Annotated in this window: 13 protein-coding genes and 1 tRNA gene; 8 read left to right on the plus strand and 6 right to left on the minus strand. The window is 54.0% G+C overall.

Annotation, left to right across the window (positions count from 1 at the left end):
• Positions 1–48 precede the first annotated feature (48 nt).
• The 3 genes from WCE46_RS07040 to WCE46_RS07050 all read right to left on the minus strand — a co-directional run bounded on the left by WCE46_RS07040 (position 49) and on the right by WCE46_RS07050 (position 824).
• Positions 49–121 (minus strand) — tRNA-Asn (locus WCE46_RS07040).
• A 133-nt stretch (positions 122–254) separates the two neighbouring features.
• Positions 255–539 carry a hypothetical protein gene (locus WCE46_RS07045; protein WP_424733006.1) on the minus strand — a complete coding sequence of 95 codons (285 nt, stop codon included), beginning with the start codon at positions 537–539 and terminating at the stop codon, positions 255–257.
• Positions 540–599: 60 nt separating this feature from the next.
• Complete coding sequence (locus WCE46_RS07050) at positions 600–824, minus strand: hypothetical protein (protein WP_424732994.1); 225 nt, start codon at positions 822–824, stop codon at positions 600–602.
• 62 nt (positions 825–886) lie between these two features.
• Here WCE46_RS07050 and WCE46_RS07055 point away from each other — a divergent pair, with 62 nt between their 5' ends.
• The 5 genes from WCE46_RS07055 to WCE46_RS07075 all read left to right on the plus strand — a co-directional run bounded on the left by WCE46_RS07055 (position 887) and on the right by WCE46_RS07075 (position 5307).
• On the plus strand, positions 887–2014 hold the full coding sequence (locus tag WCE46_RS07055) for a M24 family metallopeptidase (RefSeq protein WP_424732995.1): 1128 nt from the start codon (positions 887–889) through the stop codon (positions 2012–2014).
• Positions 2011–2886, plus strand: coding sequence for a type II methionyl aminopeptidase (map, locus tag WCE46_RS07060; protein WP_424732996.1), 876 nt, complete (start codon positions 2011–2013; stop codon positions 2884–2886). The genes WCE46_RS07055 and map overlap by 4 nt, the downstream gene beginning before the upstream one ends.
• 47 nt (positions 2887–2933) lie before the next feature.
• The gene (locus WCE46_RS07065) at positions 2934–4208 is read left to right on the plus strand and encodes an ATP-binding protein (protein WP_424732997.1); all 1275 of its coding nucleotides are present in this window, start codon (positions 2934–2936) and stop codon (positions 4206–4208) included.
• Between the two features lies 1 nt (position 4209).
• Entirely contained in the window at positions 4210–4932 is a 723-nt protein-coding gene (locus tag WCE46_RS07070) for an MBL fold metallo-hydrolase (RefSeq protein ID WP_424732998.1), read from the plus strand.
• Between the two features lie 99 nt (positions 4933–5031).
• On the plus strand, positions 5032–5307 hold the full coding sequence (locus WCE46_RS07075; protein ID WP_424732999.1) for a DNA-directed RNA polymerase subunit L: 276 nt from the start codon (positions 5032–5034) through the stop codon (positions 5305–5307).
• Between the two features lie 639 nt (positions 5308–5946).
• On the opposite strand, the gene WCE46_RS07080 is transcribed toward WCE46_RS07075, so the two are convergent.
• From WCE46_RS07080 to ilvC, 3 genes are all read right to left on the minus strand, one after another.
• Complete coding sequence (locus WCE46_RS07080; protein ID WP_424733000.1) at positions 5947–6561, minus strand: translation initiation factor IF-2 subunit beta; 615 nt, start codon at positions 6559–6561, stop codon at positions 5947–5949.
• Positions 6562–6725: 164 nt separating this feature from the next.
• A complete protein-coding gene (locus tag WCE46_RS07085) occupies positions 6726–7217 on the minus strand; it encodes a flavodoxin family protein (RefSeq protein ID WP_424733001.1) in 492 nt (163 codons plus the stop codon).
• 105 nt (positions 7218–7322) lie between these two features.
• Positions 7323–8312 (minus strand): ketol-acid reductoisomerase, encoded by a 990-nt coding sequence (gene ilvC, locus WCE46_RS07090; protein ID WP_424733002.1) that lies wholly within the window; start codon positions 8310–8312, stop codon positions 7323–7325.
• A 110-nt stretch (positions 8313–8422) separates the two neighbouring features.
• On the opposite strand from ilvC, the gene mptA reads away from it, so the two are divergent.
• The 3 genes from mptA to frhD all read left to right on the plus strand — a co-directional run.
• The gene (mptA, locus tag WCE46_RS07095; protein ID WP_424733003.1) at positions 8423–9397 is read left to right on the plus strand and encodes a GTP cyclohydrolase MptA; all 975 of its coding nucleotides are present in this window, start codon (positions 8423–8425) and stop codon (positions 9395–9397) included.
• A 305-nt stretch (positions 9398–9702) separates the two neighbouring features.
• Positions 9703–11070 (plus strand): coenzyme F420 hydrogenase subunit alpha, encoded by a 1368-nt coding sequence (gene frhA, locus WCE46_RS07100; protein WP_424733004.1) that lies wholly within the window; start codon positions 9703–9705, stop codon positions 11068–11070.
• A gap of 10 nt (positions 11071–11080) precedes the next feature.
• The coding region (gene frhD, locus WCE46_RS07105) for a coenzyme F420-reducing hydrogenase, FrhD protein (protein ID WP_424733005.1) at positions 11081–11624 on the plus strand (544 nt) is incomplete at its 3' end.

Genomic DNA, 11624 nt, shown 5'->3' on the forward strand with positions numbered 1-11624 from the left:
CGGTTATGAGCCGGGCGCTCTAACCGGACTGAGCTACAGGCCCATAAGCGCCGCCAACAGGACTCGAACCTGTGACATGCTGGTTAACAGCCAGCCACTCTACCAACTGAGTTATGGCGGCAACAGTCATCTGTGCCTTATTAGATTCTTTGTGGGGCTTTTTAAAGGTAACTAATGATAAAATGGCGTCACAAGTCTGCTCAAAACCAAAGGCCGGTACCAATAAAACGGGACATATGCGGGGGAATTGCCGGTCAGGACTTTTTCATCGCGTTTACGAGCCGGATGATATCGTCCAGATCCTCGTTTAAATGCGTAAAAAGTTCCCGTGTCCGCTCGGTTGCGACGGCCCCTTCCGATGATGCGCGGATGTAGCCCAGCTGTTCGAGCACGTGAAGGGAATACCGTATCCGGTGCGAAGGGAGATCGAGGATCTCGGCAAGTTTCATGATCCCGATCGGCTGGTGTTCCGCCACCGTCCGGGCCACTTCGATGTGCCGGCTTAAGAGTTCAATCTCTTCCTTCATTCTCTTGAGCATGGTATCGCCACGGAACAATCCCGCTTCCTTTTATTCTGTTCCTCTCTTCTTACCTTTATTTCAATGCTCATCAAGCCATGCTTTGGTCGACCGGTATTTCAGGACAAAGTTCCATGAAAGCACAACGGCAACGGCCAGCATGACTGCCACGGCAGGAAGCCGGTACGGGTCCGGGACAAGGAAGATCGCGAGCACCGAGAGCGCCACGAGCAGGATAATTGCGTTGAGCTGGAGGGCCAGCCGGTAGAATTTCCACCTGAACTGTTCTTTTGAGGATTCGTCCATCACGCGTACTTTAGAATCCGGGAATAAAAGTACTTGACGTTTCAGCGCGTAGATGTATGGCAATGGATCCACTGGACGCAGCAATGAAGAAGTGCGGGGCGGATGCCTTTGTGCACTATGCCGGGGGAGAGGACGCCGATATGCGCTACCTTTCCAGGTTTGTGATGCATGATCCCTTTGTTTTTTTCAAAAAACACCGGGAACCCGGGACCATCATTGTCCCCCAGATGGAAGCCGAACGGGCCTCCCGTGAATCGATCGCCGCTGTCATAACCCGGACGCAGGCAGGTCTTCCCGATATATCAAAAAAAGAAAAGGACCCCTGGAGGGCGGCCGCACAGATGATCGCGGGACAGACCGGAAAAACCCTGCTTGTCTCACCCACCCTTCCCGCGGCCCTCCTGCGGGCGCTCGAAGAGTCGACACGGGTGGTCGTGGATGAGGGCACTATCGAACTGGTTCGGGCAAAAAAGACACCTGAAGAGATCCGGCTTATACAGACGGTGCAGAAGAAAACCGAACGCGCGATGGAACTCGGGATCTCGCTTATCAGGAACGCGACCGTAAAAAAAGGCGTCCTGTACCACGATGGCGCGCCGCTCACCTCGGAACTGGTGCGGACAGCGGTGCACAAGCAGCTCATGGATGACGGCTGCCGGGCGGTGGAAACGATCATCTCGTGCGGCGAGGATACTGCCTTTCCCCACATTATCGGGAGCGGCCCGCTCAGGCCCCATGAGCCCATTGTCATCGACATGTTTCCCCGGGACGAAACGACGGGCTATTACGCGGACATGACCCGGACGGTCTCGAAAGGAAAGCCCGGCCAGAAAATAACTGATATGTACGAGGCGGTAAAGGAGGCCCAGCAGATCGGGATCTCCCACATAAAAGCCGGGGTTTCAGGCGCGGAGGCCCATACCGCAGTCGTGGAATATTTCAAAAGCCGGGGCTATGAGAGCGATACCCGGGGGTTCATCCACAACCTCGGCCACGGCGTCGGGCTCCAGGTCCATGAACTCCCCACGCTCGGCGCGGCGGGGAAAGTACTCGAAGCAGGTTTTGTCGTCACGGTCGAACCGGGCCTTTATTATCCAGGGGTCGGCGGCATCCGGCTCGAAGACATGGGCGTGGTGCGTACACAGAAATTTGAGGATTTTACGGAATTTGAGGAGAACCTGATCGTATGAAGGACGATATACTCGAAAAATACCTGGCAGCAGGAAAACTTGCCGCCACCATCTTAAAAGAGAGCGCACAGGAAATCCGGGTCGGCGGGTCTTACCTTGAACTGGTCGAATCCGTGGAGGCCCGGGTGAAAAACGAGGGCGCAGCACTTGCCTTCCCGCTCAACGTCTCCTTAAACGAGGATGCAGCGCACGACACCGCATCGACCGGTGACGAACGGGTTTTTGCAAAAGGAGACGTGGTCAAGCTCGATCTCGGAGTGCAGATCGATGGTTACATTGCAGATACCGCCACAACAGTCGACCTGGGAAAGAACGCGCTCCTCCTTGAAGCGTCCCGCGAGGCGCTCGAAGCGGCGATAAAGCTGGTCCGTCCGGGTGTTACTACCGGAGAACTGGGCGCAGCGGTCGAAAAGGAGATCCTGGGCAGGGGATACCGGCCCATTGCAAATCTCACCGGTCATGGTCTCGACCAGTACGTGGCCCACAAGGACCCGACGATCCCAAACATCAACATCCATGGCGGCACGGTGCTTGAAGAAGGCATGGCGATTGCCATCGAACCGTTCTCCACGACCGGGAGCGGGCACGTCGGCGAAAAGACACGGGTCGAGATCTATTCCCAGATCGCGGAAAAACCCGTCCGTATGCCGGCGGCCCGTGCAGTCATGGAGCAGATCAGTGCCTTTCGTGGACTTCCCTTCTCCCGCCGCTCGCTCAACGATAAAAAGAAGGATCTCGCGCTCCTTGGCCTTTCCCGGTCCCGGATTGTCTATGGCTACCCGGTCCTTTCAGATATTCCGGGCTCGCTTGTCTCCCAGCATGAACACACCCTTATCGTGACTGCCGAAGGCTGCATCGTGACGACCCGGTGATCGGATAGGTATAAAGATTCAGGCGTTAAATAGTAAAGGTTACAGCCATGTCCGGAGATTTGGAAAGCCTGCGCATCATGGAAGTCCTTCTGACTGCCGAAATTTTTAACCAGAACCCGACGCTCGATCTCAATGACCTGACCCCGGTATGCCGGGAGATGTTCTGTTCGGGAGATACCAAAAGCATCAAGCGCCCGGTCTACGTGAGCGACGGCTTGATCAAGCGCACGCTCGAGATTGCGGATGCGCATGAGAAGATGACCAAAAACCCGTTCGTTTCATACGAAGACTTCGGACAGCGTATGAAGCTGACAACCCTCAAACCGGCCGCGGAATGGTTCCTTGCGCAGGGCGGTAAACCGCTCATCGGGCAGAACCCGGCCCTTGCATTTTTCTTTGAATCTTTTAACGGCACGGGCGTTTCATACGATGATGCACGGAAGGCAAACCCACGCTACGAAGACACCAAGGCCAGCCTCGAAGCCAAAATTTCCAAACTGATCAGCGAGGATGAGAAAATCCGGGGAGCCCTCGACCTTGTGATCGTGATGGCCCCTGACGAAGTCGAGCAGCGGATGGAGGATATCATCTGCACACCGGAGCAGACTGCGATCATCAACAAGATCCACCACGCTTTGCACCACCGGGAATTCCTGAACCGTCACCGTATTTACGAGGTAGGAAAACTTCTCTTTGTCGGCCAGCCCGGCACCGGGAAAACTTCGCTAGCTCTCGCGATGGCCCACAATATGCACATGCCGGTTCTTGAAGTCCGGCTCTCGATGATCACATCCCAGTACCTGGGGGAGACCTCCAAAAATATCGATAAGATCTTCGAGCTTGCAAAGAAACTCTCCCCGTCTATCCTCTTTATCGATGAGTTCGATTTTATCGCAAAGAGCCGGGTCTCGGACGACCATGGCGCATTGAAGCGGGCGGTCAACGCGCTCTTAAAAAATATCGACCGGATCAGTCTCGTCAAAAACGGTGTCCTGTTGATCGGCGCCACCAACCACCCGCAGCTCCTTGATGAAGCCGCATGGCGGCGGTTTGACGAGGTTGTGGAGTTTTCCCTGCCCGGTGAAGAGATGCGTAAGGAGATCATAAAGAGCGTCACGTCATCCATGGATTGCACCTGCGACTACCAGGAGATGGCAGCACTGACCGAGGGCTTCTCGGGTGCCGATATACGGCTCATGGTCAAAGAGGCGCTCCTTTCGGCACTCATGGACAAGCGCGAAGCCATCGACCACAAAGACCTCGAAAAAGGGATCCGCATGGTCAGAAACCGCGAAGCGATCCGGAACCTGAACTGGATGTAGGATGAAATTTACACTGCTCGGTACCGGGGATGCCATCGGGACCCCGAAGATCGGGTGCGACTGCCCCCAGTGCACGCGTGCCCACAAGACCGGCACCGGCCGGCTGCGGACATCTATCCTCATCGAAAAGGACGGCCGGCACATCCTCGTGGATTCTTCTCCCGACCTCCGGCAGCAGCTCCTCAGGTCCGGCTCACCTCACATCGACGCGGTGATCTGGACCCACGGGCACTACGATCATTTCATGGGTTTTGGCGAGTTTTACCGGGTACAGAAGGTACCCCCGACCTATGCCGCCGACCCGGTGCTCCGGTACTGCGGCGAAACATTCCGGTTCCTGAACTTCGACCGGATGCCGGTGGAGCCGTATGTGCCGTTTGATCTCTTTGGGATCTCGATTACGCCGTTTCTGGTAAAGCACCCCCCGGCCTATACCTGCGGTTTTGTCTTTGAAGCGGGCGGGATGAGAGTGGGGTACACCTCGGATACCAACCGGGATATCCCACAAAAGAGTCTCGATCTGCTCGAAAATCTCGACCTTCTCCTGCTCGATGCCCTTGTGCCCTCGAATATCACGATAACAAAGCACATGAACTACCTCGATGCCTGCACGCTTGCCGAGAGCCTGCACCCAAAGGCGTTCCGGTGTATCCACATCAGCCATGTGATGCCATGGGAGTACCCGCACCTTGCGCATGACGGGGAAGTCTTCGAGTTCTCATAAAATCAAACATTCTTTTTGTCCCGGCCGTGCAGGATTTTTACGGCACCATGCCGCACTCACCCATACTTTAATAGTTCACAGGTTCCCAAACATAGGTGCATGATTGTAAAAGTACTTGAACTCGAAAAAGACAAGGTCAGACTCGTCATCCAGGGGGAGGGTCACACGTTCATGAACGCCCTTGTCGAAGAAATCCTGACCGATCCGGACGTAGATGTCGCAAAATACACCATCGAGTTCCAGTTCTCAGACCCGGAGCTGCTGGTAACCACCAAGAGCGCGAAGAAAAACCCCCTGACGATCATAAAGAAAGCATGCAAAAAACTCTCCGGCAACTGCGATGACCTCCTCAAAGGTCTTGCAAAACAGAAGTAAGTGCCCCGCAATAATTCTCAAAATTCTTTTTTTGGCTTCTTTTAAAGAAGCGTACATGATCTGATGTCACAGAGAGTTTGTTTAAAAAATCCTGTGACGAGAAGAGGATGCAGAAATATTTTTGATCAAAACCGGCAGATGTGGAATCCGTACCAGTATTTTCCTCAAGCCACAGTACATCGTTAATCCTGAAGGAACTCCACGTCGTAGCAAACCCCGCCTGAATCGTCGTTTAATGACAAATTCAAGCCCTTAAAACGGCCCGATTATGATCCCCATAGATCAGACCGTTTTAAGGCGCCCGTTCGCAAGAATAAGCCCATATTGTGCCCCATATAATGCCCTTTACAGGGCTATATTCGCGTTCTGGCGGGGGTCATTTTCGCCATCAACAGAAAACACGATCGGGCGAGGGAAACGGCCTCAAAACGCGTCTATGTGATCGTTTTAATTTGCCCGATTTGAAAAATAAGCCCAATTTGGGGAGATTTTTAAATGGAGCCCAATACGGGGTTCGTTTTGGGAGGTCAAGGGGCAATCGGGGCTCAAATTGAACCCGGATTAGATGCGGTGCCAGAAGGGATATGAAGGGGATATCCTTGCCTCCCCCCAGCCCGTATGTCTTGGTCGACCCCGTTCTTATTCGGCCCGTTCGGTAAAGACGATCGACCCGGATATACGCGAGATCTTGATCTTCACACTCTGGCCGGGTTTCGCGTTTGCCACGTACATGATATAACGGCCCATCTTCACGACACCATCGCCACGCTTTGAAAGGGACTGGATTTCGACATCGAGTACCTGTCCCTCCTCAAGACTCTCCGAGACCGGTTCGGTCCTTACCTTTCGCTTCCGGACCGGACGGTGGCCACCGCAGGCATCGCAGCGGAGGGTGAGGACCCGGTCATCTTTTACAAGGCGCGTGTCAGGCTTGCCGCACTCGGAACAGATCACATAATCGTCAACATAGCTCTTGATGATCATCCGGAACAGCGAGATCTCGAACTTCCCGTTGAAGATTGCACGGTTGCCATCGATCTTTCCCGATGTCCCGAGCTCGCCGAGAATGTACTTCATCAGGTGATCCTTGTCGCGACGGACGGTATCGGCTATCTCGACGAAATTTTCAAGGATTGTAGTCTTGCCCTCAATGTATGCCTTTGCCTCAGGGACGACGAAGCGTTCCGACGAGGCAGTTTTTTCTGATATATGGGAATAGGCATTTTTTAGGAGATCTTCATAGGAGTCCGTCATACGTGAGTACTATAAGGGATGCATAGGTGCAAAAGACTTTCTCAGGCACCATACCCTGATCAGACCGGTGAAAAAACACACCGGAGCGGCATCCATCCGGAGCCAAAAAGACACTGAAAATTAGCCGGCACTGACCTCTCATTTAACGGAACACGAATCCACGGTCACACCAGTTTTGGCGCGGCCGCAGTCACGAAGGCGACGAGTCCGGCATTCTTTGCTCCGTCTTCGATATCCTTCTGGTTTACGGACTGGAATCCCATAAAGCACATGCCCCTCGCCTCAATCCATTTTTTGAATACTTCCTCGCTCCTGCCGGGCTTACCGCCGCAGGTCACAAACGCGACCGCCCGCTTATTCTCACAGCTGGTGATGGCGTCGATAATCGTATGGATGGCCGGCGTCGGCTTGAATGCCCAGACCGGAGAGGCGAATACCAGCAGGTCGTACCCCTTTACGTCAAGGTGGGACGGTTCGATCTTTGTTGTATCCTCACTCATCGCTGCCTTGCACTGCATGAGAAAACGCGTCAGTGCGGAACGCTGAACACAGTCGGTTACCTCGACAAGGTGGCTGTCAACGGTGGCAGAGGCAATATGCTGCGCAATGTGCCGGGTGTTTCCGGTCTCTGAATGATAGATGATGCAGATCTTCATACAGAATAGAACGTACCTCTTTCCCAAAAAGTTTTCACCTGCCGGGCATACGCAGACGTCCCACAAAAACCGGATAAAAACGGATCACAGGAAAAAAGGAGATAATTATTTTCTGAACTGAGGCATCATGGCCCGTACTTCTTTACCGGTCTCTTCAAGGAGATGTTCCTCGTCAGCCTTCGTGAGTGCGTTGAAGACCGGGCGGTTGACCATATTCTCAAGCATCCATTCCTTTGCAAACTCCCCGCTCTGGATCTCACAAAGGATCTCGTCCATCGCTTCGTAGGCTTCAGGCCCAATCACCCGGGGGCCCCGGGTCATGTCCCCGTACTGCGCCGTGTTGCTGACATACTGGCGCATGTTTGTGAGCCCGCCCTCGTAAATGAGATCGACGATGAGTTTCGTCTCGTGGCAGACCTCTAAGTACGCCATCTCGGGCGCATACCCTGCGTCAACAAGGGTCTCAAACCCGGCCTTGATAAGTGAGGAGATACCTCCGCACAGTACTGCCTGCTCACCGAAGAGATCGGTCTCTGTCTCCTCGCGGAACGTGGTTTCAAGGACGACGGCACGCGTCGCGCCGATACCCTTTGCGTACGCGAGCGCGGTTTTATGGGCCTTCCCGGTGTGGTCCTGCTCGATGGCAATGAGTGCGGGAACGCCCTTGCCTTCCTCGTACTGCCGGCGCACCATGAAACCGGGGCCCTTTGGCGCCACCATGATCACATCGACGTTTGCCGGCGGCACGATCTGACCGTAGTGGATGTTGAACCCGTGGGAGAACATCAGGACCTTGTTCTCGGAGAGGTGCGGCATAATCTCGCTTTTGTAGACAGATGCCTGGAGTTCATCGGGCAGGAGGATCTGGATGATGTCTGCCTTCTTTGCCGCATCAGCGACGGGCATCACGGTCATGCCGTCTTTTGTCGCGGCATCCCAGCTCTTTCCTTTGCGCAGGCCGATGATCACGTCAAGGCCGCTGTCCCGTAAGTTCAGCGACTGCCCGCGTCCCTGCGAACCGTACCCGATCACCGCGATCTTTTTGCCCTTCAGCACCGAAAGATCAGCATCAGACTCATAGTATTTTTTTATCATAGACTAATCCCTTTGATATCAGCAACAAAGCACATAAATATTATATGAAAAAACTAAAGAAGAGCACTCGAAAATCAGTATGGATGCGATGACTTATTAAACACGCAGCAGTGGACAACGCCCCGGATCAGCCGTTCAGCGGGAAACTGCCCGATGTCCAGGCCACATCACCCGATGTCAGGATCAACCTCACCCGGGTCGGGGTGAAAAACGTAAAAAAACTTGTTGAAGTTACCCGCCCCGGTAAAAGGCCGGTCGTTTTTATCTCAAACTTTAACGTCTACGTGGACCTGCCCGGCAGCCTGAAAGGTGCCAACCTGTCCCGGAACTTTGAAGTGATCGATGAGGTTCTCCAGCAGGCGATCGAAGGAAAGGTTAACGAGATCGAGAACCTGTGCAGCGCAGTGGCACGCAAACTGCTTGACCGTCACGAGTACGCCGACAGGACCGAAGTGCTGATGCGCAGCGAGTTCATGGTCAAGCGCGAGACACCCGTGAGCCACACGACATGCCACGAGGTCGTCAAGGTGCATGCGCGTGCGATTGCAAAAAGGACCTTCCGCGAACCGATCGTGAGAAAAAGCATCGGCGCCGAAGTCACCGGCATGACCGCGTGCCCCTGTGCACAGAACATCATGAAAGAGCGGGCAAACCGCGTACTCGAAGGGCTGGGGGTCGACCGGAAAACCATCGATGCGTTCTTCACCGAAGTCCCGATGGCGACCCACAACCAGCGGGGCCGGGGATTCCTCTGCATCGAGACCGATGACGATCAGTACGTCGACCTTGAAAAGATCATCGGGATCCTCAAGGAGTCCATGAGCGCGGGCATCTACGAGCTCCTGAAACGTGGCGACGAAGGTGCAGTGGTGCTTGCCGCGCATAAAAATCCCCGGTTTGTGGAAGACTGCGTCCGGGAGATGGCAAAAAAAGTCCTGACCGGATTTGACTATCTTCCGGGCGATGCCGTGGTTACCATCAAGCAGACCAATGAAGAAAGCATCCACCAGCATGATGCGTATGCCGAACGGAGGGCAACGCTCGCAGAACTGCTGGACGAACTCAATGGCGACAAGAAGTTCTGAAGTGGAAATATAAAACAGGATATAATAATGAATATTTAATTTGCACTGGTTACAAATCGTTTTTGGCCCGCTGGCGCGGCCGGAAAAGGACGGTATTTTTTACACCGTTTTTATTTTAATGGCCGATTTTGCGGTTAATATGAGATCCCGGAAACGGGAAATCAAAACAATAAACGTTATAAAATGGCTCGTTGTAGATAAGGTTGAACGTACTTTGTACGGTCAATTATCTCTAGAGATGAGAGATGTATAGAGTAATTTTGTACCGCGATATGAACAACTCAACATAACATGAGGCGATAATATTGTCGAAAGTAGTAGAGATTTCCCCAACGACGAGACATGAAGGACACTCCAAACTGGTCCTGAAGGTCAACGATCAGGGTATCATCGAGACGGGTAACTGGTGCTCCATTACCCCGGTTCGGGGCGTCGAGAAGCTTGCTGTTGGCAAGACCCCCGAACAGGTGCCGAAGATCGCATCCCGTGTCTGTGGTATCTGTCCGATTGCCCACAACCTTGCGGCTACCGAAGCAATGGAAGCATCCATCAAGTGCGAGATCCCGAAGGACGCAAAGATGCTCCGTCACATCCTGCAGCTTGCAAACAGGCTTCACAGCATTGCGCTGCACGACATCCTGATCCTGCCCGACCTTTACATTCCGGGTACCGAGACCATGATCAACCCGTTCACGGCAGAGGAGCCGGTGCGCACCGTTGCAAAGCGCATCCAGCGCCTCCGTGAGATCGGCCAGACCGTCGGCCAGATTGCCGGTGGCGACTGCATCCACCCGAGGAATACCCGTATCGGCGGCATGTACCGGAACTGCTCAGAACAGGCCAAGACCAAGATGTACGACCTCGCCAAGGAAGGACTTGTCCTTGCCAAGGCGCAGATGGACTTCATGATCGCTGTCCTCAGGAACTACCAGGCACGGGAGTCTGTAACCGTCGGCGGCATGAAGGTCGCCCTGCCAAAGACGCTCGGGTACCACAACCAGGGCTACCTGGCAACCGATGCGTTCTATGGCAGCTCAAGCCTTGACGAGTGCCCAACCTGGGACATTGAAAGGTTCAAGGAAGTCCGGCCATGGGACTGGTATATGGGTGAGATGGAAGTCTCGCTCGAAGAGCCCCGGTACCCGGTTGGCGGAACCACCAAGCTCGGCACCAAGGTCAACCCGCAGATGGAAGCCTGCACCGGCATCCCGATGTACGACGGCCAGCCTGTTGAAGTCGGCCCGCGTGCACGTCTCGTCAAGTACAAGAACTATGATGAGAAAGGCACGGTCGGCCAGAACGTTGCCCGTGAGATGGAGTACACTGACAGCCTGTACGAGATGATCGACTGCATCGACGCACTCGACACGACAGGCAAGGTCGTTGCGGATTACATCCCCGATGGCGACGGCTCACTCGGCTGGGCATCCAACGAAGCCCCCCGTGGTACCGATGTCCACATTGCACGGGTCAAGGACTGGAAGGTCCAGTACTTCAGCATGCTCGTTCCGACAACCTGGAACTTTGCGACCTGCAGCGCTGCACTCACCGGTGCACCCTGGCAGCTCGCCGAAGTCATCATGCGCGGGTACGACCCCTGTGTGTCATGTGCAACCCACATGATCGTACTGGATGAAGACAACAAGTTAGTGGCTCAGAAGCTCATCCAGTGAGTGTTCCCTGATGCTGCATTCGGAAATCGTAATAGTGGGGTGTGGAAATCCCCTCTTTGGCGATGACGGGTTTGGCCCAGCGGTAATTGAGGAAATGGAGAAGCTCACACTTCCCGACAATGTAACAATACAGGACGGTGGCGCTGGCGCCCCGCACTATATTTTTAATTTCCTTAATCCCGAAGTGACCAAGAAGCTTATCGTCGTCGATATTTCAGATTTTAATGCAAAGCCTGGATCAATATCCAGAATCTCCGGCAAGGACCTGAAACCAGGTGCCTACATTGACCCTCATTCATGGGATGGTGTCGATCAGCTCTGTCGAATCAAAGATCAGATCGATACAACCGTTGTCCTGTGCCAGCCGGCAAAGGGCCTGAAAAAGGGAGATGCGGACGTTGATATGGAGCTTTCAGAAGAAGTGAAAAACGCGATTCCGAAAGCAATTCAGGTAATACTCGAAACTATTGGAGTGGATTATGGGACTACTATCAAGTGTATTCAAGAAGAACGTCAGCCCGGAACCGCCAAAACCAGCTGCGGCTCCCTCAAAA

This window comes from Methanoregula sp. (genome assembly GCF_049690535.1).
Lineage (GTDB): Archaea > Halobacteriota > Methanomicrobia > Methanomicrobiales > Methanospirillaceae > Methanoregula.

Coding starts and splice junctions, on each gene's coding strand:
- WCE46_RS07065 (WP_424732997.1), top strand. CDS start 2,934: ATGTCCGGAGATTTGGAAAGCCTGCGCATCATGGAAGTCCTTCTGACT.
- WCE46_RS07080 (WP_424733000.1), bottom strand. CDS start 6,561: ATGACGGACTCCTATGAAGATCTCCTAAAAAATGCCTATTCCCATATA.
- WCE46_RS07050 (WP_424732994.1), bottom strand. CDS start 824: ATGGACGAATCCTCAAAAGAACAGTTCAGGTGGAAATTCTACCGGCTG.
- ilvC (WP_424733002.1), bottom strand. CDS start 8,312: ATGATAAAAAAATACTATGAGTCTGATGCTGATCTTTCGGTGCTGAAG.
- WCE46_RS07055 (WP_424732995.1), top strand. CDS start 887: ATGGATCCACTGGACGCAGCAATGAAGAAGTGCGGGGCGGATGCCTTT.
- WCE46_RS07070 (WP_424732998.1), top strand. CDS start 4,210: ATGAAATTTACACTGCTCGGTACCGGGGATGCCATCGGGACCCCGAAG.
- WCE46_RS07085 (WP_424733001.1), bottom strand. CDS start 7,217: ATGAAGATCTGCATCATCTATCATTCAGAGACCGGAAACACCCGGCAC.
- WCE46_RS07045 (WP_424733006.1), bottom strand. CDS start 539: ATGCTCAAGAGAATGAAGGAAGAGATTGAACTCTTAAGCCGGCACATC.
- WCE46_RS07075 (WP_424732999.1), top strand. CDS start 5,032: ATGATTGTAAAAGTACTTGAACTCGAAAAAGACAAGGTCAGACTCGTC.
- map (WP_424732996.1), top strand. CDS start 2,011: ATGAAGGACGATATACTCGAAAAATACCTGGCAGCAGGAAAACTTGCC.